This window comes from Thermocrinis minervae (assembly GCF_900142435.1).
GTDB lineage: Bacteria > Aquificota > Aquificia > Aquificales > Aquificaceae > Thermocrinis_A > Thermocrinis_A minervae.
In genome coordinates, this window is sequence record NZ_LT670846.1 from 719,386 (window position 1) to 742,803 (window position 23,418).

Annotated in this window: 27 protein-coding genes and 1 tRNA gene; 9 read left to right on the top strand and 19 right to left on the bottom strand. The window is 44.8% G+C overall.

Features of this window, described 5'->3' with window-relative positions; all coding sequences use genetic code 11:
* Position 1 precedes the first annotated feature (1 nt).
* The 4 genes from B5444_RS03925 to metK are packed head-to-tail and all read left to right on the top strand — an operon-like array spanning position 2 to position 3,793.
* On the top strand, positions 2–1,000 hold the full coding sequence (locus tag B5444_RS03925) for a 3-dehydroquinate synthase II (protein ID WP_079653935.1): 999 nt from the start codon (positions 2–4) through the stop codon (positions 998–1,000).
* Positions 997–2,391: a UDP-N-acetylmuramoyl-L-alanyl-D-glutamate--2,6-diaminopimelate ligase gene (locus B5444_RS03930; RefSeq protein ID WP_079653936.1), complete on the top strand. Its 1,395-nt coding sequence runs from the start codon at positions 997–999 to the stop codon at positions 2,389–2,391. Before B5444_RS03925 ends, B5444_RS03930 begins: the two co-directional genes overlap by 4 nt.
* Entirely contained in the window at positions 2,384–2,644 is a 261-nt protein-coding gene (locus tag B5444_RS03935) for a hypothetical protein (protein WP_079653937.1), read from the top strand. The genes B5444_RS03930 and B5444_RS03935 overlap by 8 nt, the downstream gene beginning before the upstream one ends.
* An 18-nt stretch (positions 2,645–2,662) precedes the next feature.
* Positions 2,663–3,793, top strand: coding sequence for a methionine adenosyltransferase (gene metK, locus B5444_RS03940; RefSeq protein ID WP_079653938.1), 1,131 nt, complete (start codon positions 2,663–2,665; stop codon positions 3,791–3,793).
* Between the two features lie 5 nt (positions 3,794–3,798).
* Here metK and B5444_RS03945 read toward each other — a convergent pair.
* The 8 genes from B5444_RS03945 to B5444_RS03980 all read right to left on the bottom strand — a co-directional run bounded on the left by B5444_RS03945 (position 3,799) and on the right by B5444_RS03980 (position 12,060).
* Positions 3,799–3,888 (bottom strand) — tRNA-Ser (locus B5444_RS03945).
* Between the two features lie 11 nt (positions 3,889–3,899).
* A complete protein-coding gene (gene tkt, locus B5444_RS03950) occupies positions 3,900–5,870 on the bottom strand; it encodes a transketolase (RefSeq protein WP_079653939.1) in 1,971 nt (656 codons plus the stop codon).
* A complete protein-coding gene (gene metE / locus B5444_RS03955; RefSeq protein WP_079653940.1) occupies positions 5,867–8,140 on the bottom strand; it encodes a 5-methyltetrahydropteroyltriglutamate--homocysteine S-methyltransferase in 2,274 nt (757 codons plus the stop codon). The genes tkt and metE overlap by 4 nt, the downstream gene beginning before the upstream one ends.
* 32 nt (positions 8,141–8,172) lie before the next feature.
* Positions 8,173–8,694, bottom strand: a complete 522-nt coding sequence (locus tag B5444_RS03960; RefSeq protein WP_079653941.1) for a hypothetical protein — start codon at positions 8,692–8,694, stop codon at positions 8,173–8,175.
* Positions 8,681–8,812 (bottom strand): hypothetical protein, encoded by a 132-nt coding sequence (locus B5444_RS07810; protein ID WP_269456706.1) that lies wholly within the window; start codon positions 8,810–8,812, stop codon positions 8,681–8,683. The genes B5444_RS03960 and B5444_RS07810 overlap by 14 nt, the downstream gene beginning before the upstream one ends.
* Positions 8,813–8,909: 97 nt before the next feature.
* Positions 8,910–9,740, bottom strand: a complete 831-nt coding sequence (locus B5444_RS03970; protein ID WP_172838426.1) for a hypothetical protein — start codon at positions 9,738–9,740, stop codon at positions 8,910–8,912.
* Positions 9,706–11,142, bottom strand: a complete 1,437-nt coding sequence (locus tag B5444_RS03975) for a glycosyltransferase family 39 protein (protein ID WP_079653943.1) — start codon at positions 11,140–11,142, stop codon at positions 9,706–9,708. Before B5444_RS03975 ends, B5444_RS03970 begins: the two co-directional genes overlap by 35 nt.
* A 3-nt stretch (positions 11,143–11,145) precedes the next feature.
* On the bottom strand, positions 11,146–12,060 hold the full coding sequence (locus tag B5444_RS03980; protein WP_079653944.1) for an MBL fold metallo-hydrolase: 915 nt from the start codon (positions 12,058–12,060) through the stop codon (positions 11,146–11,148).
* A 35-nt stretch (positions 12,061–12,095) separates the two neighbouring features.
* On the opposite strand from B5444_RS03980, the gene B5444_RS03985 reads away from it, so the two are divergent.
* From B5444_RS03985 to B5444_RS04005, 5 genes are read left to right on the top strand one after another with little or no spacing between them, the layout of a single operon-like run.
* The gene (locus tag B5444_RS03985) at positions 12,096–12,983 is read left to right on the top strand and encodes a radical SAM protein (RefSeq protein WP_231967070.1); all 888 of its coding nucleotides are present in this window, start codon (positions 12,096–12,098) and stop codon (positions 12,981–12,983) included.
* Complete coding sequence (locus B5444_RS03990; protein ID WP_079653946.1) at positions 12,983–13,933, top strand: UDP-glucuronic acid decarboxylase family protein; 951 nt, start codon at positions 12,983–12,985, stop codon at positions 13,931–13,933. Before B5444_RS03985 ends, B5444_RS03990 begins: the two co-directional genes overlap by 1 nt.
* Complete coding sequence (locus B5444_RS03995; RefSeq protein ID WP_079653947.1) at positions 13,917–14,774, top strand: SDH family Clp fold serine proteinase; 858 nt, start codon at positions 13,917–13,919, stop codon at positions 14,772–14,774. Before B5444_RS03990 ends, B5444_RS03995 begins: the two co-directional genes overlap by 17 nt.
* A 13-nt stretch (positions 14,775–14,787) precedes the next feature.
* Complete coding sequence (locus B5444_RS04000) at positions 14,788–16,074, top strand: serine hydroxymethyltransferase (protein ID WP_079653948.1); 1,287 nt, start codon at positions 14,788–14,790, stop codon at positions 16,072–16,074.
* Positions 16,040–17,269, top strand: a complete 1,230-nt coding sequence (locus B5444_RS04005; protein ID WP_079653949.1) for an EAL and HDOD domain-containing protein — start codon at positions 16,040–16,042, stop codon at positions 17,267–17,269. The genes B5444_RS04000 and B5444_RS04005 overlap by 35 nt, the downstream gene beginning before the upstream one ends.
* A gap of 1 nt (position 17,270) precedes the next feature.
* On the opposite strand, the gene B5444_RS04010 is transcribed toward B5444_RS04005, so the two are convergent.
* The 11 genes from B5444_RS04010 to rpmJ are packed head-to-tail and all read right to left on the bottom strand — an operon-like array spanning position 17,271 to position 23,416.
* Complete coding sequence (locus B5444_RS04010; RefSeq protein ID WP_079653950.1) at positions 17,271–18,959, bottom strand: oxygen-binding di-iron domain-containing protein; 1,689 nt, start codon at positions 18,957–18,959, stop codon at positions 17,271–17,273.
* Positions 18,959–19,207 carry a hypothetical protein gene (locus B5444_RS04015; RefSeq protein ID WP_079653951.1) on the bottom strand — a complete coding sequence of 83 codons (249 nt, stop codon included), beginning with the start codon at positions 19,205–19,207 and terminating at the stop codon, positions 18,959–18,961. Before B5444_RS04015 ends, B5444_RS04010 begins: the two co-directional genes overlap by 1 nt.
* On the bottom strand, positions 19,183–19,581 hold the full coding sequence (locus B5444_RS04020) for a hypothetical protein (protein ID WP_079653952.1): 399 nt from the start codon (positions 19,579–19,581) through the stop codon (positions 19,183–19,185). The genes B5444_RS04015 and B5444_RS04020 overlap by 25 nt, the downstream gene beginning before the upstream one ends.
* Complete coding sequence (locus B5444_RS04025) at positions 19,559–20,341, bottom strand: TlyA family RNA methyltransferase (RefSeq protein WP_079653953.1); 783 nt, start codon at positions 20,339–20,341, stop codon at positions 19,559–19,561. The genes B5444_RS04020 and B5444_RS04025 overlap by 23 nt, the downstream gene beginning before the upstream one ends.
* Positions 20,338–20,574 carry a YggT family protein gene (locus B5444_RS04030; protein WP_079653954.1) on the bottom strand — a complete coding sequence of 79 codons (237 nt, stop codon included), beginning with the start codon at positions 20,572–20,574 and terminating at the stop codon, positions 20,338–20,340. The genes B5444_RS04025 and B5444_RS04030 overlap by 4 nt, the downstream gene beginning before the upstream one ends.
* Positions 20,571–20,927: a 50S ribosomal protein L17 gene (rplQ, locus tag B5444_RS04035; protein ID WP_079653955.1), complete on the bottom strand. Its 357-nt coding sequence runs from the start codon at positions 20,925–20,927 to the stop codon at positions 20,571–20,573. Before rplQ ends, B5444_RS04030 begins: the two co-directional genes overlap by 4 nt.
* Complete coding sequence (locus B5444_RS04040) at positions 20,924–21,871, bottom strand: DNA-directed RNA polymerase subunit alpha (RefSeq protein ID WP_079653956.1); 948 nt, start codon at positions 21,869–21,871, stop codon at positions 20,924–20,926. The genes rplQ and B5444_RS04040 overlap by 4 nt, the downstream gene beginning before the upstream one ends.
* Before the next feature lie 12 nt (positions 21,872–21,883).
* Positions 21,884–22,513: a 30S ribosomal protein S4 gene (rpsD, locus tag B5444_RS04045; RefSeq protein ID WP_079653957.1), complete on the bottom strand. Its 630-nt coding sequence runs from the start codon at positions 22,511–22,513 to the stop codon at positions 21,884–21,886.
* 1 nt (position 22,514) lies between these two features.
* Complete coding sequence (gene rpsK, locus B5444_RS04050; RefSeq protein ID WP_079653958.1) at positions 22,515–22,895, bottom strand: 30S ribosomal protein S11; 381 nt, start codon at positions 22,893–22,895, stop codon at positions 22,515–22,517.
* 11 nt (positions 22,896–22,906) lie between these two features.
* The gene (gene rpsM, locus B5444_RS04055) at positions 22,907–23,287 is read right to left on the bottom strand and encodes a 30S ribosomal protein S13 (RefSeq protein ID WP_079653959.1); all 381 of its coding nucleotides are present in this window, start codon (positions 23,285–23,287) and stop codon (positions 22,907–22,909) included.
* 12 nt (positions 23,288–23,299) lie between these two features.
* A complete protein-coding gene (rpmJ, locus tag B5444_RS04060; protein ID WP_079653960.1) occupies positions 23,300–23,416 on the bottom strand; it encodes a 50S ribosomal protein L36 in 117 nt (38 codons plus the stop codon).
* Between the last annotated feature and the right edge of the window lie 2 nt (positions 23,417–23,418).

The following is a 23,418-nucleotide window of genomic DNA, read 5'->3' on the forward strand; positions in this document are numbered from 1 at the left end:
TATGAAGGAGTTCTGGTACTGGATAGAGGAGTTTGACAAGAAGCTCATCACCACCGCTTTGGAATCTGGAGCCACAACCCTTATAGTAGAGGATCCAGCAAAGGTTCAAGAGGTCAAAAAGCTAGGTCTTGTTAAGGTGGTTTCTCCAGAGGGTGGAGATCTAAAGCTTGGTCAGGATGTGGTTTACGTCCTCATAAAAGGAAAGGAGGACGAAGAGAGAGCTGCCAAGTACCCACAAAATGTAAAAGTAATAGTGGAAACTACCGATTGGACCATAATACCGCTGGAGAACTTAATAGCCCAACGGGAAGAGCTCTACGCTGTGGTGAAGAATGAGGAAGAAGCCAAGACGGCCATAAAGATATTGGAAAAGGGAGTCAAAGGTATCGTCTTAAAGACTAAAGATATAAACACGATAAAGAGGGTTGGGAAAGCTTTAGAAGAGGAAGAGGAGAAGCTGCCCTTGGTTGTAGTAAAGATAACAAGGATATTACCCTTAGGGCTCGGGGACAGGGTGTGCGTGGACACTACATCAATACTTTCGCGTGGTGAGGGTATGTTGGTGGGGAATTCATCCGCTGGCATGTTTTTGGTACACGCCGAAACAGAAGAAAACCCTTACGTAGCATCAAGGCCCTTCAGGGTAAACGCGGGTGCTGTACACATGTACATAAGAGTTCCATCGGGTAAGACCAAGTACCTTTGTGAGCTAAGCGCAGGTGACACGGTTATGGTTTACGACTATAAGGGAAACGGTAGGATAGTTTACGTAGGTAGGGCCAAGGTAGAAAGGAGGCCTATGCTACTGGTGGAAGGGAGGTACGAGGGCAGAAAAGTCAGCGCCATCTTGCAGAACGCAGAGACCATAAGACTAACGAGGCCAGACGGTAGCCCTGTGTCCGTGGTTGAGCTAAAGGAAGGGGATGAAGTTTTGGGTTACGTGGAAGAAGCAGGAAGACACTTTGGTATAAAGGTAGAAGAGACCATAACGGAGAAATGAACCTGCAAAAGTTCCTGGAGGGTGTAAAGGGAATAACCGCCAATTCAAAGGAAGTACAGGAAGGTTACGTATTTGTTGCCATAAAGGGTACTAGCAAGGATGGCCATGACTTTGTCCAAGAAGCCCTCCAGAGGGGAGCAAAATGGGTCTTTGTAGAGAGAGACCTAGGGTTAGAATCTAACAGGATAATAAAGGTAGAAAACACACGCAAGGTGCTGGGGGAGCTCTCTGACCTCTTCTATGGCCAGCCTTCCAAAAAGTTAAAGGTTATAGGTATAACGGGGACCAACGGGAAGAGTACGAGTACACACCTTATAGAGCATATACTGAACGCAGGTGGCATAAAGACGGGTCTTATAGGTACCCTCTACTACAGACTGGGTAATAAGGTCTACCTTGAGGAAGGAAGGACCACACCAGATCCTGTCCTATGGCATAAAACTCTAAGCGAGATGCTTTTAGATGGAGCCAAGGCCGTATCCTGTGAGGTTTCTTCTCATGCCCTTGACCAGTACAGAGTGTGGGGAACCACCTTTGAGATAGTAGGATTTACCAACCTGTCCCAGGACCATCTTGACTACCATGGGACCATGGAAGAGTACTTTAGAGCAAAGCTAAGACTTTTCACCGAATACCCGTACAGGTATGCCATAGTAAACGCGGATGATCCTTATGGTCAAAGGATCCTGAAAGAAGGAAAGGGGCCTTTCATCACCTACGGTAAGAAGGCAGATCTTAGGATAGTAGATTTCTATACAGGGCTCGATGGTTCAAGGCTAGTAGTAGAGTGGGAAGGGAGAAGGTACGAGTTTTATTCAAACCTCGTGGGTAACTTCCAAGCTTACAACCTCTCGTTGGGTATCCTCGTAGGTTTCCTCGTGGGCCTTTCCTACGAGGACATAAAAAAAGGTGTAAATAACGTGTACGTTCCTGGAAGGTTTGAGACTTACAAGGGTAAGGGTTTTCTAGTGGTGGTAGATTACGCTCACACGCCAGATGCTTTGAGGAATGTTCTGCTTACGGCCAGGGCTATAGCTAAGGGTAGGCTCATGGTCCTCTTCGGAGCTGGTGGAAACAGGGACAGGAGTAAAAGACCCCTCATGGGCAAGGTAGCTGAAGAGCTTGCCGATAAGATATTCTTAACCTCCGACAACCCGAGGTATGAGGAACCCATGGACATAATAGAAGACATCCTTTCAGGTATAGAGGACAGAACAAAGGTGGTAGTAGAGCCAGACAGGAGGATGGCCATAGAGCTTGCCATAAAGGAGTGCAGAGAGGGAGACGTGTTGGTTATAGCAGGTAAGGGACACGAAAGCTACCAAGAGATAAAGGGCGTTAGGTATCCCTTCAAGGATTCACAAGTGGTGAAGGAGGTCCTCAATGTGTGATTTTGACTCCCTCCTGTACCAGCTCAAAAACGAGCTTTTAAACATTTACAAGGAGGCTGAGGTACCACAACCAAGGATCAAGATAACCTCTCTGTCCAGCGGAAAGTTATGTGGCCTTGCCAACCTAGCCAAACTGATACTCTACCTTGAGCGGGAAGGTTACATCACTGTCACAAACAAGGATGACAGCTACCAGAACTGGGAAATACAGATAGAGGCAGGCATTCTGGACCTTCTTTTTGGATATTCCTAAGAATGTATAATCATAAACATGGAATGCATAAAGATGGCAGAATCTCCCACGGAGGGTCATCCCGATAAGCTGGCGGACCTAATAGCAGATGCCTTGCTTGACGAGTTCATAAGGAAGGATCCATACAGCAGAGTGTCCCTGGAGGTCTCCATAATAGCGGGTATGACCTTCGTAGCTGGGCATGTCTCCACAGAGTCCTACGTAGATATACCAGGTACAGTCAGAAGCTGTATAAAGGAGGTGGGATACAACAGGCCAGAGTATGGCTTTGATGCCGATAGCTCTGCCGTCATAGTCTCCATAGAGGAGCAGAGTCCCGAGATAGTGCTAGGACTTTCTTCAGAAGGTGCAGGGGACACGGCCATAGTTGTTGGGTATGCGTGCGATGAAACCAAAGAACTGATGCCCTTACCTATAAGCCTGGCACACAAGCTATCAAAGAAGATAGCGGACTTAAGAAAGTTTGGAAGGTCCAACTTTTTAAGACCCGATGGAAAGGTTCTCATCACATGCGTTTACGAGGACGGAGTACCTTCTTACGTCAAGGACGTGGTGGTTTTCTGCCAGCATGATCCTGACATATCTGTGGAAAGGCTTAGGGAGTTCATAGTAGAGGAAGCTATCAAAAAAGTCATACCAAGTCAGTACATAAGGGCCAACACCCGTTATCTTGTTAACCCATCAGGAAGGTTTGTGATGGGTGGACCTGCTGCCGACGTAGGACAGACAGGAAGGAAGATAGTTTCGGATGCTTACGGTGATGTAGCCTATTCGGGTGGCAGTGCCTTCTCTGGGAAAGACCCTTCCAAGACGGACAGATCCGCCTCCTACATGGCCAGGTGTATGGCAAAACATGTAGTAGCAAGCGGTCTGGCCAAGAGGTGCCTAGTACAAATAGCTTATGCCTTTGGAGTTCCAGAACCTATAGCCTTTGACGTAGAGACCTTCAACACCGAGAGGATACCCAAGGAAAGGATAAAGGAGATTCTAAGAAGCGTGTTCCCTCTAACACCCAAAGGAATAATAGACTTTTTAAAGCTTAGGAATCCCATCTACAAGAAGACGGCTGTATATGGACACTTTGGTAAAGAGGAGCTACCCTGGGAGCACCTTACAAAGCTAGAAGAGATACTACAGAAGGTAAGTTAAGCTTACGGAGAGGGCGGGATTCGAACCCGCGGTAGGGCTGTTAACCCTACACAGCATTTCCAGTGCTGCGCCTTCGACCACTCGGCCACCTCTCCTTATATAACTATTATTTTATCCAACTTTGAACCGAGTTCACTATGTTCTGCTCGGTGAAGCCAAAGTACTCCATGAGCACATCACCCGGTGCAGACTTGCCGAAGGTCTCCATGGAGATGATAAGGCCATCCTCACCCACGTACTTATGCCAGCACATACCTCTAGCTGCCTCTATAGCTACCTTCTTTACACCCTTCGGAAGGATTTGATCTTTGTACTCTTTAGGTTGGAGTTCAAAGACTTCAAAGCTCACCATGTTAACGACCCTTGCCTTTATCCCCATGGAGGTCAACCTCTCCCACGCTTTCAGGGTGGGATGTACTTCTGAACCGCTGGCTATAAGGATTACCTGAGGGTCCTCGGAGTCTGCTAAGATGTAAGCCCCCTTGAGCACTCCACTAGGATGGGCATACCTAGTTCTGTCTATGAGAGGGAGTTTCTGCCTTGTGAGTATGAGAGCTGTAGGTCCATCCTTTCTGCTTAATGCTAGTCTATAAGCATAGATGACCTCATTGGCGTCTGCCGGTCTTATCACCCATAGGTTGGGTATAAGCCTGAGGGAGGATATGTGCTCCACGGGCTGATGGGTAGGACCATCTTCGCCAAGGCCTATGGAATCATGGGTGAATATGTAGATAACCTGCAGCTGGGACATGGCTGCCATCCTTATGGAGGGCCTCATGTAGTCCGAGAAGACTAGGAAAGTTCCACCAAAGGGGAGTATACCACCGTGGTAAGCCATGCCGTTTAGGATGGTACCCATGGCGTGCTCTCTCACGCCAAAGTGAATGTTTCTACCTGTAGGGTTCTCATGTGAGAAGGCTTTCGAATCCTTTATGTGTGCTCCTGTGGATTCGGTAAGGTCTGCAGAACCGCCTACCATAGTGGGATTGTGTTTGGCTATGAAGTTCAACACTCTGTGACTTGCTTGCCTTGTGGCAAGTGGCTCTTTAAAAGGTTCCATGCTGTCCAAAGGGTCAATCCATTCCTTGTTTAGAGCTTTCAGGAGTTCCTTGGCTAACTCAGGATAGGCTTCTTGATACCTTTTGAAGGTTTGCTCCCACTCAGACTGAAGCCTTTTGCCTTTTTCTATCTTCTCCTGCCTGTAGGAGTAGACTTCCTGAGGAACATAAAACTCTTCTTCTGGCCACCCAAAGCGTCTTTTGGTCTCAAGGACGACCTCCTTACCCAACGGTGCACCGTGAGCGGAAGCATCATCCTCCTTGGGGCTACCGTACGCTAGATGAGTCCTTACAGATATAAAGGCTGGCTTTTGTCCTTGCTCTATGGCCTTACGTATAGCCTTCTCCAAAAGATCTAGGTTGTATCCGTCTTCTACCTCATCCACGTACCAACCGAAGGCTTCAAACCTCTTGAGCACGTCCTCGGACCAGGCCAAAGATGTAGGACCATCTATGGAAACCCTGTTGTTGTCCCATATTACTATGAGTTTATTCAACCTCCAGTGGCCAGCTAGCTCACCTACTTCGCAGGAAACTCCTTCCATCAAGTCTCCGTCACTAACTAAGGCAAAGGTGTAGTGATCTATTATAGGGAAGCCTTCTCTGTTGAAGTAAGAGGAGAGATACCTTTCGGCCAGAGCCATACCTACCGCGTTTCCTATACCTTGACCCAAGGGTCCTGTAGTGGCTTCCACACCAGGCGTTAGAAAGCTCTCTGGATGACCAGGCGTTATGCTGTTTAACTGCCTGAAGGCCTTAAGGTCATCCAAGCTCACATCATAACCCATCACGAAGAGAAGAGAATAGAGCATGGCGCTGGCATGACCGGCAGACAGAACAAACCTATCCCTGTTTAACCACTTAGGATCTTTTGGGTTGAACCTCATAAACCGGTCGTATATGAGGTAGGCTATGTGGGAGGCACCAAGGGGCATACCAGGGTGGCCAGACTTGGCCTTTTCTACCATGTCAACGCTTAAAAACCTTATGGTGTTTATAAGAAGCTCATCCCTGCTCATGCCTTTACAAGCTCCTCCCTTAAGTCTTTAGCCACCTTTACCATGTTCTTAAGGGCTGGGATGACCTCTTCCCATCTTCTTGTCTTGAGACCACAGTCTGGGTTGACCCACAGGAGTTCTTTATCCAGTACCCGCATAGCCCTCTCTAAGATGGTCCTTATCTCCTCTTCTGATGGTATAGCAGGTGAGTGTATGTCGTAGACGCCTATACCTATCTGCCTGTCCCACTCTTTAAACTCTTCAAAGGCCTTTATTATCTCGCCCTTGCTCCTGGAAGCCTCTATGGATATAACGTCAAAGTCCATTTGGTAAATGTAAGGGACTATCTCATTAAACTCTGAGTAGCACATATGGGTGTGGATCTGGGTCTCGGGCTTTGCCCTGGAGCACAGTCTGAAGGCCTTTATGGCCCAGTCAAAGTACTCTTCCCAATGTTTCCTCTTTATGGGCGCGCCTTCCCTGAAGGCAGGTTCATCTATCTGTATTACCTTTATACCTGCTTCCTCCAGATCCTTCACCTCGTCGAGCAAGGCAAGAGCTATCTGGTATGCTATCTCCTTCTTGGGAACGTCTTCCCTGTAGTAACTCCAGGTGAGTATAGTTACGGGACCTGTAAGCATGCCCTTTACAGGTTTTTCTGTCAAGGACTGAGCGTAGGTTATCTCCTCCAAGGTCATAGGTTTTGGCCTTGCTACGTCTCCGTAAATGATAGGGGGTCTGTATACCCTTGAACCGTAAGAGAGGACCCATCCGTGTTTAGTGGTGGCGATACCTTCTAGTTTTTCTGCGAAGAACTCTACCATGTCTGTCCTTTCGAACTCTCCATGGACTAACACATCAAGCCCTATCTCTTCCTGAATCTTGATGACGTGCTGTATTTGTTCCCTTATGAACTTCTTGTACTCCTCTTCGGAGATCTTCCCGTTCCTGTATGCTGTACGCATGCTCCTGACTTCCTGCGTCTGCGGGAAGGATCCGATGGTTGTGGTAGGGAAGAGTGGTAAGTTTAGTATCTGCCTTTGGATTTTTACCCTCTCCTTGTAGGGAAGATCCCTCTGAAAGTCCTTATCTGTGAGAGAGGCTAGCCTTCTTTGTACTTCCTCGGACCTACCGAAAGCTTGTGACAGAAGGGCATCTATGTCTTCCACTTCCTTAAGGGCCTGTTCTTCACCCAGGAAGGCCTCCTTTAGTACCTTGAGCTCTCTGAGTTTTTCCTTTGCGAAGGATAGCCTTTCTTTTAGACCCTCTGGAAGTGCATCTTCGGGTTCTATGGTTACAGGCAGATGAAAGAGAGGGCAAGAGTTGGATATGACTAGCTCCTGGGACAGCTTTGAGAGGTCTTCAAGGAGTTTTAGCTTATCCTTAAGGTTTGTCCTCCAGACTTGCCTTCCGTTAACTACACCGGCTATAAGCGCTTTATCCTTTGGAAAACCTTCCTTCATAAGGTTTTGCAGGTTCTCCGAGTTGGAAACAAGGTCAAAACCCAGCGCTCTGACGGGCAAAGACACGTATCTTTTGTAATCAGACACGCTGTCGTAGTAGGTGATAAGGTAAACGTCAAGGATACCCTGCAAGGATCTGTATGTCTCCTCTACTATGTCCCATTCCCAACCATCCAGTTCAAACACTAGAGCTGGGTCTTCAAGGATGACAGTGTGAGCCCCTGCCAACTTTAGAGACTCAAAAAGCTCCCTGTAGACCCTAATAAGGGAGGGAAGATACTTCTCGTAGTCCTCTCTTTTGCTTAACTTGTCCATCTCGTACATGGGTAAAGGTCCTTCCACACGCATGTATGCCTTAGAGAGCTTTAGGAAAGTGAAGGGAGCTATAAGCCTTGGGATCGGGTCAAAGCCTTTACCCTTTAGGAATGTATACCACCTTAGGGGTAGGTTTTCCAATATCTGGAACTCTTTACCTTCAAGCTCTGGTACGAGATAGTGGTAGTTGGTGTTAAAGTACTTGGTCATTTCAAGGGCACTTTTGCCCCTGGCCATCTCAAAGTAAGTAGACAGTCCCGAGTACTGACCGAACCTTGAGGGGATGTTGCCCACGGTCACGGCCATGTCCAGCATAAAGTCGTAGAGAGACATCTCACCCGATGGATATAGATCCACGTACTTGGAGTAAAGTCCTGCCCTCCACAGTTCTAAGTTTTCTATACCCTTGGTTAAATCCTCCTCGGTCATGGCTCCTTTCCAAAAGTTCTCTAGTAGGCTTTTAAACTCCCTTTTCTCTCCAAGCTTTGGAAAACCATAGGCAAGGGTCTTCATAACAAACCTCCAGGCTAGGGTTAGACTAACAATTATAACCTTTGGTACTCTTCAAGAGAAAGCCACTTGCCCAAAGCTCTTGAGTATACCCACTCAACCCTTTCAATCCTTAGTCCCCTTAGCTTTTTGTATTCCTCAAAGTTTTCCAAGAAGCTCTTCATGTGCTCCTCAGAGTCGAAGAAGAGGATAATACTACCAGACTTTAACGCCGCAAAGGCATGATCCTCTCTTATGAAGGCAGAACACACAGCACATCTACACCCTTTGGGAAGGGGTGGGGGTTCCAACCTCATCCGTCTTAAGGAGTAATAAGCTACCAATAGGGTGAGGGAAAACCCAAGGGAGTCCCATACGAAAGAGAAACCCAAAGGAAAGAGCTTCATAAAAAAACCGAAGATAGAAACCATAAAGAAGGTAAGGGCTATGCCTATTATCAAGATCACGTACCTTATGGCTACACCTTTGAGCATCAAACCTATGGCCAGAAACACTTCCACTATCTCAAAGACCCTTGAGGAGGCAAGTACTATAAGACCCTTTTCATCTATCTGCATTTTTCTTGGGTACAGGAAAAGGTGGTTCGTTCCTTATGTTCTTAAGCATGTGTACAAAATGCTCTCTGTTCTTTTCCGAGAACATCATGCCTAAAAAACCTGCCATAAAACTAAACATCACCACAATCCATAGCAAAGCGCCCGTTAACCATAACTTTGTCTTATCCCTCATGTTGATGTATAGCATAGACATTCAAAAACACAAATACAAGGATTTAGATCATGTATAAGTTAAAACATGACAAAAACCTAAGTCCAAAGTAAAAGTTCCAAAATCTAAACTCGTAAGTGTATATGGTTAGTCTGTAGTTTCCTTTGGAGACTATAGGTTCCTTAATGTTTGTCTGTTGGAAAACTCCTAGCACCTTGTCGTCTTTCTCCAGGACCATGAGGACCTTTTCTTTTGGCACGTTTGCTACGAGGAAGGATTCTTCCTTAATAGTAGAGTTGTTAAAGTAAAAGCCCTTCTTAGAGAAAACGTACACATCCACACGTCTGTCTGTGGTGGATGGAAAGGCTTCTTCTATAGCTTCCTCAGAGGGTTGACATACTTCCGAGTAGTAGACATTTCTCCTACTTCCAAGTATGAAGGAGTAAGAAGGAAAGTCCCACCCTAAGAAGGAAAAGATTATGGGCATGTCGGAGAGAAGTATGGAACATCTTCCGTACTCCAGAGAGTACAGGTCAGAAGGTGTCTTTCCTAAGAGTACCTTTGGAGCGTACTCAAAGGTCAGGTAGGAGAGGAGTTTAAAGGGGACAAAATCTTTGTAGCTTACACCCTTCTGGACATCCATATAAAAGTCTACACCTCTCTGCTGCAATATGGTCTTTAGCTTTTTTGGGTTTCCAAGGTGCCAGTTTTCATATGTTTTTACACCGGCCACAAAGCTGCATCTTTTGTAGTTCAGAAGTGGAGCCTCTGGGCTGGCTGAGTAATTTATCACTGGAAAGTATGCCACAGGAAGAGAATGGTACAGAAGAAAGCCTGCTGTGTAAAGGCTCAGAAACCACCTAATAGCCTGCGGGTATAGCTTCCTCAATACCACCCCTGTAGTTCCTCAGCTTGTATATGTAAAAGGTCTTTACTACCTTACCCCTCCAGACTACCGGAAGAGTCCTTTCCTCTATTATACCTTCAAAGGCCTTTAGGACCCTTCCATCCACAGGGGCCATGTCAACGAATATGGCATCTTTTCCTATGTATTCTTCCATACCCTTTCTCCAGAGATCATACTGGTTCATGCGCCTGCCCAGGTTTATGCAGTAAGTCCTTGGATTCCCTTTAACGTAAAAGGCAAGCTCTGCAGAGATTTGATACTGTGGTGAGAAGACAAGCTCCCTTCCCGTGTACATCTTGCTTACCTCCAGCCCTAAGGCTTTCCAGCCTATCCCCACCTTTACAGGATCATTCTCAGGTGGTAGTAGCCTAGTTAGACCAAGCTTGTCCAGGATTGGAGTAAAGTGGATCAGCACAAACAGGACACTAGAAAGAACATAGGAAGGAAGAATCCATCTGGTATTCCTTGCGATAAAGTAGGATGCTAGGATAAAGCCAGCAAAGTATGCAAAACCAGTCCAGTTGGCCTCTACTCGTTTTTTAACAGCTAGAAGCATGAAGAAGACAAACACTGGGAAGGAATAGCTAAAGAAAAAGAAAAGCTTTTGATCCTTGTAAGCTTTTAACCAACCCCATAGCATGAAGAAAAATGGAATTAGGGACGTAAGCAGTGCCTGTCCACCAAGAAATTCCAATATGTTCTCCACGTTAAAGAGCCCAGAACCTTTTGTGGCAAGGGTAGACACATGTTTAAAGGACACGAATCCGTGGATGTAGTTCCAGTACAAAACGGGGCTGGACAACATAAAGGCTACAGCTAGGGCAAGGTATGGCCTTGAGTCCCTCAGGATGTGCTTTTTTACAAAGTATGCGTACAGCAAAGAGCACGGCAAAAGGAATACAGCCGTATACTTACTCAAGAAGGTAAGGCCTGAGGTAAGGCCTACCAAAAGCCAGAGGAAAGTGGTATTCTTCTCAAAAGCAAAGTACAAGATGATAACAGACAAGCTCCAGAAGAAGATAAAGGGCGCGTCTGTGGTCATGAGTATGGAGTTGATAGAAAGGCCAACGCTGAGTTGGGGGAGGGTCGAGGCTACTATAGCAGTCTTTTCGTCATAGAGCTTTCGGATAAACCTGTAGGTGAGTATGGAAAGTAAGAAGGAAAACATCACTGGCCAGATCCTGACAGCCAGCTCTGTGTTACCCAAAAGCTTTGTACTTAGAAAGTTAAGGTAGGCTACCATAGGGGGTTTGGAGTAGTAGCTAAGGTCCAAATGTCTTGACCAGTCCCAGTATTGAGCTTCTTCTGGAGTTAGATCAAGAGGATAGTAAAGGATGTAAAGCAGGCGAAAGACGAGCAATGAAAGGTTAAAAAGGAGAACAAAGAGCATAGTTCACTCTTCAAGATCCAATTCCATGTAAACCTTGCTCACGTTGGCGTTGTGAAAGGTATCGTACATAACATGGTTTTTGTAAGGGCTTTCTTTTAAGGTTTGCTTTATCTCATCCAAGAACATACCCTTTTCCTTTAACTTTTTTATGTTCTCTCTTAGGTAGGTTATGTAGCCCAGTGTGTAATCTATGGCTGACTTATCCATAGGCATGTTGTGTCCACCGAGTATGACCTGAGTGTCTAAGCTCTTGAGCTCTTTCAGAACCTTCTCCCAGTTTTTGGAGTTTGCTCCAGCATCACCCATGAAGGGTATCCTCTTCTCGTAAACCAAGTCTCCAGCGAAGAGTATCTTATCTTCAGGCATGTAAATCACTATGTCATTGTTGGTGTGAGCTGGTGCCACTGCCCTTATGAGGAAGGTCTTCTGTCCTACCTTCAAGATGGTCTCTGTGTCTACCACTAGGTCTGGCTTTACCACTACCACACTGTCATAGAGTTTAGGGAAACGTTCTTTTATAGTGTTTATGTAGCTGTTTAACTCACCAGAGTCATACATCTCAAGCATCTTCTTGTGGGCTATCAGCTTGGCTCCTATATCCCTATAGGTTTTGGTGCCAAAGTAGTGGTCAGGATGGTAGTGGGTGACTATAATGTACCTTACAGGAAGTTTCTTGACCTTTTGTAACCTTTGGATAAACTCCTTGGAAAGTTCAGGTGTCGAAAGAGCATCTATGACCACCCATCCTTCCTTTGTAAGGACTGCGTATGCATTAGAGATAAAACCCCTGTTCTCCACAGAAGGCAGAGCATCCAAGCCTCTAACCATGTAAACATCCTTTTTGATCCTTATAAGCTTCATCTCATTGCCGAGAGAAAAGACAAACAAGACCAACAAGTACACAAGCACCCTAACCATATCCAATCCCCCATACTAATTTTATCTGTATGGGCATGCTGTCCTACTTGAACCTATCGGAGGAAGAGTGGCATAAGCGTATAGAAAAGGCCTTCAGTATGCTGGAAAACTGTAGAGTTTGCCCACACAACTGCGGAGTAAACAGGCTTAAAGGGGAGAAGGGTGTATGCAACACGGGTAGGTACGCGGTAGTAGACTGCTATTTCCCTCACCTAGGTGAAGAAAGGCCCATCAGAGGTTACAAGGGTAGCGGTACTGTGTTTTTCTCCAACTGCAACCTTAAGTGTGTTTACTGTCAGAACTACCAGATAAGCCAACTCGGAGAAGGTAGAGAGGTGGATGAAGAACAGCTGGCAGATATGTTCCTGAACCTTCAACGTATGGGCTGTCATAACATAAACCTTGTGACACCCTCTCACGTGGTCCCGCAGATAATAAAGGCCATCTACGTAGCAGTAAGGAAGGGCTTAAGGATTCCCATAGTTTATAACACATCCTCCTTTGACTCGTTGGAATCTCTTAGGCTTCTGGAAGGTATCGTGGACATATACCTTGCAGACATAAAGTACTCTGACAATCAGATGGGAAGGAAGTATTCCAAGGTAAAGAACTACTTTGATGTGGCCAAAGAAGCCATAAAGGAGATGTACAGACAGGTAGGTTCCTTGGTGATAGACGAAAGGGGTATAGCAGTAAGGGGGCTACTTGTTAGACACTTGGTGCTTCCCAACAACATAGCTGGTACCAAGGAGTGCATGGACTTCATAAGGAGTTTAGACAGTAGGATAGCGGTGAATGTGATGAGTCAGTATTATCCTGCGTACAAAGCTTTTGAGTATCCAGAGCTTTCAAGGAGGATAACAAAAGAAGAGCACATCCAAGCTCTCAAAGAGTCCCAAGGTTTAAAATTGATCTTGGACTGATGAGGGTTTTAATAACAGGTGTTGCGGGGTTTATAGGCTCTCATCTGTGTGAGAAGTTTTTAGATGAAGGTCATGAAGTCATAGGTCTTGACAACTTCCTAACAGGCTCTCCCGACAACATAGCCCACCTCTTTGGGCACCCAAGGTTTAAGTTTATACACTACAACGTGGTCAACTTCTTATACGTAGATGGCCCTATTGATTTAGTGGTTCATCTGGCCTGTCCTGCCTCCCCTGTGGATTACCTGAACAACCCTATACACACTATGAAAGTTAACTCTCTAGGGACTTTGAACTCCCTAGGCCTTGCCAAGTTAAAAAGAGCCAGGTATGTGTTTGCCTCATCCTCTGAAGTCTACGGGGATCCACTGGTGCATCCGCAAAGAGAAGACTACTGGGGAAACGTAAACCCCATAGGTCCTAGAAGTGTGTACGATGAGGCCAAGAGGTTTTCCGAAGCTATGTGTATGGCCTATCACAGAGAACACTCCCTTGATGTCAGGATAGCCAGGATATTCAACACGTATGGGGAACGTATGAGAATAGGGGATGGAAGGGTTATCCCCACTTTCATACAGCAGGCTCTGGAGGGTAAAGACATTACCATCCACTCGGACGGTTCCCAGACTAGAAGCTTCTGCTACATCTCAGATATGGTAGAAGGGCTTTACAAGCTTTCTGTGGAGGAAGGCCTTGTAGGAGAAGTGGTAAACCTAGGAAACCCTCAGGAGGTTACCATAAAACAGCTCGCCGAGATTATAATAATGCTCACAGGAAGTAAGTCTAGGATTACCTATACAGAAGGTAGGGTTGACGACCCGAGGAGGAGGTGTCCGGACATAAGCAAAGCAAGAAGGTTGTTAGGATGGGAACCAAAGGTTGACCTGGAAGAAGGCCTTTTGAGGACGATAGAATGGTTTAGGAGGAAATGCTATGGAACCTTACGTTAACCCCTTTGCTTACCTATTTAATATCCTGTGGTTCTTCTTCCTCTTTATGTTCTTTATGCTTCCTTTCTTGAAAAGATATGCTCTTAACAAAGCAAGGGAGGAGATGATAAGCCAGATAGAAAAGAAGAGAAACAGCAGGGTAATAACCCTGATACACAGACAGGAAAGCTTGGGCTTTTTTGGCATACCCATGTTTAGGTTTATAGACATCGAGGACTCGGAGGAAGTACTAAGGGCCATAAGGATGACCCCAGAGGACATGCCCATAGACCTCATAGTGCATACCCCTGGGGGTCTTGCTCTGGCGGCCACACAGATAGCCAACGCGCTTGTAAGGCATAAGGGACCTGTGAGGGTTATAATACCCCATTACGCCATGTCCGGTGGAACTCTTATAGCCCTAGCAGCGGATGAGATAATAATGGATCACAATGCTGTCTTAGGACCTGTGGATCCACAGATAGGTAACATGCCGGCTGCCTCCATACTTAAGGTCCTGGAGATGAAGGAACCAAAGGATATGGATGATCAAACTCTAATACTAGCGGACGTGGCTTCAAAGGCCATAAACCAGATGAAGGAATACCTTGTGTGGCTTCTTACCCAGAACGGAATGGATCATCAAAGGGCAGAGCGGATAGCAGAGGAGCTGGCCACTGGAAAGTACACTCATGACTATCCTCTAACCGTGGAACACCTTAAGAAGTTGGGGCTGAATGTGTCTACAGACGTTCCAGAAGAGGTCTACATGCTCATGGAACTCTATCCACAACCTGTGGGCTCTCAAGTTCCATCAGTTCAGTACATACCAGTCCCATACAAAAGCTCAAAGGTGCGTTAAAATTTTTACCACCATGAGACATCTTTACCAGGTGGATAAGGAAATCTTCCAGGCTGTAGTAAAGGAGTACGAAAGGCAGTTTTACCATCTTGAGCTCATAGCCTCCGAAAACTACACATCACTGGCTGTGATGGAAGCACAAGGATCAGTGCTCACCAACAAGTACGCGGAAGGTCTTCCTGGAAAAAGGTACTACGGCGGATGTGAGTTTGTAGACATAGCAGAAAGCTTAGCCATAGAAAGGGTTAAAGCCCTTTATGGAGCTGAACACGCCAACGTGCAACCACACTCGGGAAGCCAAGCAAACATGGCTGTCTACATGGCCGTGCTAAAGCCTGGTGACACTATCCTTGGTATGGACCTGGCACATGGTGGGCACCTGACCCATGGTGCAAAGGTAAACTTTTCAGGAAAGGTATACAACGCAGTATACTATGGCCTTAACCCAGAAACAGAGCTCATAGACTACGATCAAGTCTACAAACTAGCAAAGGAACACAAGCCCAAGCTCATCGTAGCTGGAGCTTCAGCATACCCAAGGGTAATAGACTGGGCAAAGTTCAGAGATATAGCCGACGAGGTAGGAGCTCTATTTATGGTAGACATGGCCCACTACGCAGGTCTCGTGGCCGGCGGGGTCTATCCAAATCCAGTACCATACGCGCATTTTGTAACATCTACCACACACAAAACCCTGAGGGGTCCAAGAGGAGGTTTTATACTCTGCAAGCAGGAGTTTGCCAAGGACATAGACAAGTCCGTGTTTCCAGGTATACAGGGTGGCCCCCTCATGCATGTGATAGCTGCAAAGGCCGTTGCTTTCAAGGAAGCCATGTCCGAGGAGTTTAAGGATTATGCAAAACAGGTGGTTAAAAATGCACAGGCTCTTGCCGAAGAGCTTATGAGGGAAGGCTTCAAGATAGTCTCCGGTGGCACAGATAGTCATATAGTCCTTGTAGACCTTAGAAATACAGGCCTCACAGGTAAGCAAGTAGAAGAGGCGTTAGGGAAGGCTAACATAACGGTGAACAAGAACGCTGTTCCTTTTGACCCACTACCACCCACGAAGACAAGCGGCATCAGGATAGGCACACCCGCCATGACCACAAGGGGTATGAAAGAAGATGAGATGAGAATAATAGCAAGACTCATATCAAGGGTCATAAAAAACATAGACGACCAGAAGGTGATAGAGGAAGTGAGACAAGAAGTTATAAGTCTGTGTGAACAGTTCCCCCTCTATCCCGAGTTGAGGGAGGCCATACATGAGCTTTCTGATAGCAAAACAACCCGTATTTGATAAAAAGGGTAGCGTTGTAGCCTTTGAAGTCTACCTGAGGAAAAAAGAGAATATAAACGAATACCCAAAGGAAGTACCCTACAACAGAGCAACTTTTATCATAGTAGAATTGTTGTTTGAATACGGATTTGCCAGAATAGGAGAAGGGAAAAAGGTTATTATAAATGTGGCCTTAGATTCCATAATCAATAAGACCCTTAGTTCGTTGGATTATCAACACCTTATAATAGATATACTAGAACCTCAGGTGTTTGTAGGTGATGTGGTCTATAAGCAAACTATAAAAGTTATAAATAACATGAAGGAGCAAGGTGTTTTGTTTATCTCCAGTCCGTGGGTCTTTAAAGAAGACCGCTATAAGGAACTTGCAAATCTTGTAGATATCTTATCGATGAGTGTTAAGTATATAGATGAAAATGTATTACATTTTAGTAAAGCAAATAACAAAAGAGTTTTGATTACCATGATAGAATCGGAGGATGAGTACAAAAAAGCTAAAGAAATAAAAGCTGATTTTTTCCAGGGGAATTATTTAGATAGACCTTATGTGATAAAGGAGTTTCATACTGCACCTTATCTTAAGAGTACTCTCTTAAAACTGCTAGCTATGGTACATACAGCACAAAGCACTAAGGAAATAGCCCAGGTTATAGCTACAGATGTAGGTATGTCGGCTAAGATTCTAAGGTTGGTGAATTCAGCATACTTTTCACCCGTCAGCGAGATAAAGAGTATAGAGCAGGCCTGTGCTATGCTCGGTCTTAAGAATCTCAAGAATCTCCTTTTAGTACTTTCAATAAACGACTATATGAGTATAGAGAATCCAGAGCTCTGGAGAAAATCTCTAATAAGAGCTATAATAGCTTCAGAATTGACGGGAATGATAGCTCCTAACTATTACTCTGAGGCATACCTTATGGGACTCTTCTCTCTTATAGACCAAATATTGGGTGTGGATAAGATAGATTTTCTAAAAGAAGTTAAAGTTGACCATGCGATAATAGATGGATTTACTGGAAAGAATACACTTCTAAAAAACCTTCTATACGCAGCTACGTTGTTAGAAGAAAAGATGTATGACTTGAAAGGATACGAACTAGAAGAGTTAGAGCGTTTACTTGGCATACCAGTAGAGCGGCTTATAGATATAGCAAGGGATGCGGAAAATAAAGCTGACTACTTGCTAAAACTGTAGCTTATACGGTTTTTGAACCTTTCCTAAAAGCTGTTAAGAGAAGTTCCTTTAAAAGGTTCGGAGGCACCTTTTGCTCCAAGGATTTAGATATTAGTAGATCTACAAGTTCTCCTTCGCTTACATAAACCTCTTCTAAGACTCCATCGTCCGATACATAAACCAAGTCGTTGAGACTTTCTAGAAATTCCTTAAAGTCCTCTGCGGACATGCTATTTTTGTATATCTGTATAAGCTCTTGGAACAGTTGCCTTTGATCCATATCTGTCTTTTGAAGAATCCTGTCTGACCCTACAGGCATGTTCAGGAGCATATCCATGATCGCCTGTAATCCTTCGCTGCTTACAGGATTCCCCATCTTGGGGAAAACCCTTTTTATATGTAATTTTTTAAGAATAGAAAGAGCGTTTCTCAGAGAGGAAGTACAAGGTAAGTGAGAAGCATTAAACATAAGAAGCATCTCCTTTTCTGGATCCTGCGATAGAGAAAAGTCTTCTGCGCTAGCGTAAGAACTAAATAGCTCTCCCGTAAATAGAAAGCCTGTATTTTCCTCATAAACGACAAAACTCCCTTTGTCTGGTACATAGGATATCTTTATGAATCTAAGTACATCTCCAGTTGACAGCTTAACGCGGCCGTCTACAAAGCTTTCTATAAACCTGATCCTATTAACGGGTACTCCAAGTGAAAGGAAATCATTTATAAAGTTTACGCTTGTTATTATGTAAAGCCTTGGATTATCCCTGAGAAGATTGAAAGCATTTACGTAATCCTCAGGCCTATTACCAAACACAACTACCGCCTTTAGAAGCTCCACAGGGCCTATAACGCTTTCTATCTTAAGTCTAAGGGTTGAATAATCCGTAGGATTACTACAACCATAAAGCATAGCAAAGCTCACATTCTCCTTTTTGTATACCCTAAGGTAGGCATTCCTTTGAAGGAGGGAATCGTATCTAACATTACCTACCCAATAGAGGGCATCGTCTGCTAATACAACAGCCTGATTCAGGTCTTCTTTCACAGGGACAACAGCCTGAACTTGTGGAGCTTCTTTATGGACTTCTTCAGGAGCAAAAATAAGACTAAAAAACTCCGAATTGTTTTTTACGTATGTTTCCAACTTGACGTCTTCTTCGTATGGAAAGAATTCCATAATATACTCTTGACTTTGAAACAGATCTCTTAATACTTCTGGATTGCAGCTAAAGCCTTTTATCTTTCCATCTTTTATGTAAACCTTACAACTTTTACCCTTTGCACTGATTTCAAAAGCTGTAGATAAATCTCTTCTCATTACATCTAGAAGTTCGTTCATAGGACCTCTATCTTCCATTAAGAAAAGATCTTTTCTTACAAGGTGAAGGACCTTAGCAAGAAAGTCAAGGGGATTAAAGGGTACAACAGCTATGTTATAATCCGAAAGGCCAAATTTCTTTAGATCTTCTAGTCTGTCGTAGCTTTCTGCAAAGAATATAGGAAATAAGTAGTAATTTTGTTTTAAAAGCTCAACCCAGAAATTTAGGTATTTAATATCTGCTAAGAATACATCTACAGGCATTATCTTCAGAAGTTCGTAAGCCTTATCTTCTTCGAGGGCTATAAGCAGTTTATGTCCAGTGATAGTAAGTATATCTCCTAAGGTAGAAGAGTATTTTCTTTCCTTATCAAAAAGGAGAAAGCTTATACCCATCAGTAGATCTCCTCTTTTCTAGCAGCTATCTGTAAGTTACCGATCTGATCTTTAAGGACTATCATGGATTGTACTACCATAAAAAAGGCATGCTCTAAGTTCAACAAGGCTGCTTGGAAAGAAAGACTGTCTTCCAATACTCTCAACTCTCTAAAGCGCCTGTAGTACTCATCTATCTTAGTACCACAATCTATAAGATCCTTTACTACCTCATGGGACAGTTTTAAGGCCTGCTCTCTTGTATCCATAATCTTCCTACCTGGTTTCCCTCCTTCTTAGGCATATTATACCTACTATAGAGTATTGATTCAAGCTTTAGTTTATCTTCTTCAGAAAGTCCTATAAAGACTAGCTCTTGAAAGTTCTCTTCTTGTTTGTATATAACGTTGAGTGAGCAATCTTGTGTGCCTACAATAACGTCACCGCCACCGTTCATAAAACCAACCGCCAGGGACATGGTGCAAAAGTTTAGCTCGTTTACACACATGAGCGGCTCTCTTTCTTCTATAACCATAAGTATACACAGAGCGAGTCCAACCCTTAAGAGATTTTCTGCCGTGAGAGGATACACCCCGGCCGTACCTCTTATGCTTGAACCTTCAAACAACTTGTTCAAGGGCACGGTCTACCTCCTTATTTATATCTTCCACTTCTGGAATACTTCTACCGGCAAGCACAAAAAACTCTTCATTCCCTTTTGAGCCTTTAGGTTTCGACTTTATTATTCCCCCTATTTTATAGCCAAGCTCTCTTATAAAGTTTACAACCTTGATTATAGCTTGTCTTTTAGCCTCTCTGTCTTTTACCACTCCCTTCTTTACAAACTTAGGCCCTACTTCAAACTGAGGTTTTACCAAAACGAGCAGAAGTCCTTCCTCCTTGAGAAAAGGTACCACGTGAGGAAGGACCTTTGTAGCCGAGATAAAGGATACGTCCACAACGGCTATGTCTACCTTCTCCGGTATGTGCTCCTGAGTTACTTCTCTTATGTCCGTCTCTTCGTACAGGATTACCCGTGGATCCTGTCTTAGCTTTGGGTCCATCTGACCTTTACCTACGTCCACCGCGTAGACTTTATCTACACCCCTTTGCAAAAGACAATCAGTAAATCCACCCGTAGAGGAACCTACATCCAAAGCCACCATTTTGTGAACGTCCAAGCCAAAGTTCTCGAGCGCGTGTTCTAACTTGTAACCACCCCGGGAAACGTACTTGATGGGTTCTTTTACTTCTATCCTCTGTTCTCTTTTTACCTGATGCCCTGGTTTGTCCACTACCTTACCATCCACCAGAACGAGACCAGCCATTATCAAAGCTTGTGCCTTTTCCCTAGTGGGTGCGTAGCCAAGCTCTACAAGAAGCTTATCAAGCCTTTCCTTCAAAGTTTGAAAGCTATCTTTACAAGGTAGAGGATGAATAAAAGTACAGCAGGGGAGAAGTCAAGCCCGTTGTAGGGTGGTATAAGCTTCCTTATAGGATCCAGAAATGGAGAGAGGAGCCTGTCTAGACTTTCGTAAAATTTACTCTCTCTGACTGCAGGTATCCACGAGCCTATGGCATGCAGGATGACGAGGATGATAAGTAGGTTAACGAGGAGGGAAAAAAGCCCCCTCATTCTACAAACTCAAGTATGGCAAGCTCACAGGAATCGCCTATTCGTCTGTGAGGAAGTTTTATTATTCTGGTATAACCACCGTTCCTATTCTCATACCTGGGAGCTATATCTTCAAAGAGTTTCTTTACAGCTTTCTTGTCTGGCAAGAGTGCCAAAGCTCTTCTTCTTGCTGCAAGGTCTCCCCTTTTGCCAAGGGTTACAAGCTTTTCGACAAAAGACCTTACAGCTTTTGCTCTCTGTAAAGATGTCTCTATCCTTTCTTCCAGTATCAAAGCTCTAGCAAGAGATCTGTAGAGAGCTAACCTCTGTTCCTTTGTCCTATCAAAGTGTTTCTTCTTAACCTTGTGCCTCATGGTCTTCCTACCTCCATACCAAGGTATAGCCCCATCTTTCTAAGAGCTTCTTTTATTTCGTTTATTGCCTTTCTACCTACGTTCTTCGTACTCTTAAGATCCTCTTCTGTGAGAACCACTAGTTCTCCTATCGTGGTTATACCCATCTTCTTTATGGAGTTAAGGGCCCTTTGAGATATATCGAGTTCTTCCACAGGCAACGATAGCTTCTCGGCGAGCTCATCTACGGATACTACCGGTTCTTCTACCCTTGGATACTCATAGGATATCTTCTCTAACTTGCTAAAGTGATTAACAAGTATGCTTACTGCCTCTTTTACCACCTCTTCGGGTGTCTTTGTTCCCTTTGTCCACACTTCCATTATGAGCCTGTCATAATCGCTTCTCTTTCCTACCCTGGTTTTTTCTATCCTGAAGGCAACCTGTTTTACGGGGCTAAAGTCTGCGTCCACGAGTATCCATCCTACCTCACCTATGACTTCCATCTCCTCTGTGGGTAGATAACCAAAACCGTTTTCTATACGTACCTCTATGTTGAGCTCTTTTTCTGGATCGGTGATGGTAGCAATCTTCTGGTCTGGGTTCAGGATGCTTACGTTTGGTGGCAGTGAAAAGTCCTTTGCGTACACTTCTCCAGGACCCTTCTTCTTGAGGTACAGAGTTTCCACAGAACCTTCATGAAGTACAAAGAGGACTTTCTTGAGGTTTGCTATGACTTCCAGAGCATCTTCCATAACACCTTCTATAGGAGAAAATTCGTGGTAGCAACCGTATATCTTTACTCCAGTAATGGCCGTTCCTTGGATGGAAGAAAGGAGCGTACGTCTAAGGGAGTTGCCTATGGTGGTACCAAAGCCCCTTTCTAAAGGTTCTACAACAAACCTGCCATAAGTTTTTGTCTGCTCTTCCCAGTAAATCTTAGAAGGATAGAGAAACTCTCTCATACTGTACCTCCATCAGACCCTCGAGTAGAACTCTATAATGTACTGCAGGTTTATAGGAATTTCGAGCTGTACGTCCTTGGGTAGGTCTATGACCTTGCCTCTAAAGTTTTCCTTGTCGAGCTCAAGCCATGGTGGTATGCTCCTTGGATCTATGTTCTCTAAATTCTCCAAGAGCTGAGGGATGTCCCTAGAGGATGGCTTTACCTCTATCACGTCCCCCACTTCAACACGGTAAGAGGGTATGTTTACCTTCTTTCCGTTCACGAGGAAGTGCCCATGAACTATCCACTGCCTTGCCTGTCTTCTTGTGGAGGCAAAACCGAGCCTGTAGACTACGTTATCCAGCCTTCTTTCCAGTAGCTGTAGGAGAACCTGGCCTGTGTTTCCTTTTGCCCTAGAAGCTTCTTCAAAGTATCTTTTGAACTGTTTCTCTCTAAGGCCGCCGTAGAGGAATTTGAGCTTCTGCTTCTCCATAAGGCGCAGACCGTACTCTGTAAGCTTCCTCCTTCTGCCTTTTAACCTTCCGTGCTGTCCAGGCGGGAAGTTCCTTCTTGAGAGTATCCTACCGGCGCTTTTCTTCCCAGATACTATGACGCCAAACCTTCTGTCTAGTCTAGACCAAGGTCCTATGTATCTTCCCATATCAGACCCTCCTCTTGGCGGGTGGTCTACAACCGTTATGAGGTATGGGCGTTATGTCTCTTATCACGTTTACCTTCACACCTGAGGCAAAGACAGCTCTAAGAGCAGACTCTCTTCCAGCACCAGCACCTTTTATCCTAACTTCTACCTCCTGGAGACCATACTCTTGTATGGCTCTTTTCATGGCCTTTTGTGCAGCGAGTTGTGCTGCATAAGGGGTGCTTTTCCTGGTGCCCTTAAATCCTACAGTACCACCGCTTTCCCAAACTAATGTGTTTCCTTGCTCATCGGTGACTGTAACAATGGTGTTGTTGAAGGTGCTAAGTATATGCACTATACCCTTGGTTACTGTTCTCTTCTGCTTCTTTTGCTTTTTAGCCATACTTTACCTCCTTACTTTACTATTTTCTTCTTAGTGCCGCCTACGGTCTTTCTCTTACCCTTTCTAGTCCTCGCGTTTGTTCTAGTCTGCTGACCTCTTACAGGGAGGCCTTTTGCATGCCTTATGCCTCTGTAACATCCCATATCTATGAGCTTCTTTATGTTCATCTGCACTTCACGCCTGAGGTCACCCTCTACCTTGTAGTTCTGTTCTATGAACTTCCTTATGGTGTTTAGCTCCTCGGGAGAAAGTTCCCCCACTCTTTTCGTGCAGGGTATTCCAGTCTTTTGACAAATCTCTCTAGCTCTTGACCAGCCTATACCATAGATGTAGGTCAGCGCTACCTCTAGTTTCTTATGATCGGGTAAGTCTACACCAGCTATCCTTGCCATAACTCTACCTCCTTAATTACCCTGCCTTTGCTTATGCTTTGGGTTCTCACATATGACCATAACTCTACCCTTTCTCCTGATGACCTTACATTTGGCACATATAGGTTTTACTGAGGGTTTTACCTTCATCT

Bases quoted from the DNA above. Each gene is read 5' to 3' on its own strand.
- B5444_RS03925 (WP_079653935.1), top strand. From the start codon at position 2: ATGAAGGAGTTCTGGTACTGGATAGAGGAGTTTGACAAGAAGCTCATC.
- B5444_RS03930 (WP_079653936.1), top strand. From the start codon at position 997: ATGAACCTGCAAAAGTTCCTGGAGGGTGTAAAGGGAATAACCGCCAAT.
- B5444_RS03935 (WP_079653937.1), top strand. From the start codon at position 2,384: ATGTGTGATTTTGACTCCCTCCTGTACCAGCTCAAAAACGAGCTTTTA.
- metK (WP_079653938.1), top strand. From the start codon at position 2,663: ATGGAATGCATAAAGATGGCAGAATCTCCCACGGAGGGTCATCCCGAT.
- tkt (WP_079653939.1), bottom strand. From the start codon at position 5,870: ATGAGCAGGGATGAGCTTCTTATAAACACCATAAGGTTTTTAAGCGTT.
- metE (WP_079653940.1), bottom strand. From the start codon at position 8,140: ATGAAGACCCTTGCCTATGGTTTTCCAAAGCTTGGAGAGAAAAGGGAG.
- B5444_RS03960 (WP_079653941.1), bottom strand. From the start codon at position 8,694: ATGCAGATAGATGAAAAGGGTCTTATAGTACTTGCCTCCTCAAGGGTC.
- B5444_RS07810 (WP_269456706.1), bottom strand. From the start codon at position 8,812: ATGTTTAGTTTTATGGCAGGTTTTTTAGGCATGATGTTCTCGGAAAAG.
- B5444_RS03975 (WP_079653943.1), bottom strand. From the start codon at position 11,142: ATGCTCTTTGTTCTCCTTTTTAACCTTTCATTGCTCGTCTTTCGCCTG.
- B5444_RS03980 (WP_079653944.1), bottom strand. From the start codon at position 12,060: ATGGTTAGGGTGCTTGTGTACTTGTTGGTCTTGTTTGTCTTTTCTCTC.
- B5444_RS03985 (WP_231967070.1), top strand. From the start codon at position 12,096: ATGCTGTCCTACTTGAACCTATCGGAGGAAGAGTGGCATAAGCGTATA.
- B5444_RS03990 (WP_079653946.1), top strand. From the start codon at position 12,983: ATGAGGGTTTTAATAACAGGTGTTGCGGGGTTTATAGGCTCTCATCTG.
- B5444_RS03995 (WP_079653947.1), top strand. From the start codon at position 13,917: ATGGAACCTTACGTTAACCCCTTTGCTTACCTATTTAATATCCTGTGG.
- B5444_RS04000 (WP_079653948.1), top strand. From the start codon at position 14,788: ATGAGACATCTTTACCAGGTGGATAAGGAAATCTTCCAGGCTGTAGTA.
- B5444_RS04005 (WP_079653949.1), top strand. From the start codon at position 16,040: ATGAGCTTTCTGATAGCAAAACAACCCGTATTTGATAAAAAGGGTAGC.
- B5444_RS04010 (WP_079653950.1), bottom strand. From the start codon at position 18,959: ATGGGTATAAGCTTTCTCCTTTTTGATAAGGAAAGAAAATACTCTTCT.
- B5444_RS04015 (WP_079653951.1), bottom strand. From the start codon at position 19,207: ATGGATACAAGAGAGCAGGCCTTAAAACTGTCCCATGAGGTAGTAAAG.
- B5444_RS04030 (WP_079653954.1), bottom strand. From the start codon at position 20,574: ATGAGGGGGCTTTTTTCCCTCCTCGTTAACCTACTTATCATCCTCGTC.
- rplQ (WP_079653955.1), bottom strand. From the start codon at position 20,927: ATGAGGCACAAGGTTAAGAAGAAACACTTTGATAGGACAAAGGAACAG.
- B5444_RS04040 (WP_079653956.1), bottom strand. From the start codon at position 21,871: ATGAGAGAGTTTCTCTATCCTTCTAAGATTTACTGGGAAGAGCAGACA.
- rpsD (WP_079653957.1), bottom strand. From the start codon at position 22,513: ATGGGAAGATACATAGGACCTTGGTCTAGACTAGACAGAAGGTTTGGC.
- rpsK (WP_079653958.1), bottom strand. From the start codon at position 22,895: ATGGCTAAAAAGCAAAAGAAGCAGAAGAGAACAGTAACCAAGGGTATA.
- rpsM (WP_079653959.1), bottom strand. From the start codon at position 23,287: ATGGCAAGGATAGCTGGTGTAGACTTACCCGATCATAAGAAACTAGAG.
- rpmJ (WP_079653960.1), bottom strand. From the start codon at position 23,416: ATGAAGGTAAAACCCTCAGTAAAACCTATATGTGCCAAATGTAAGGTC.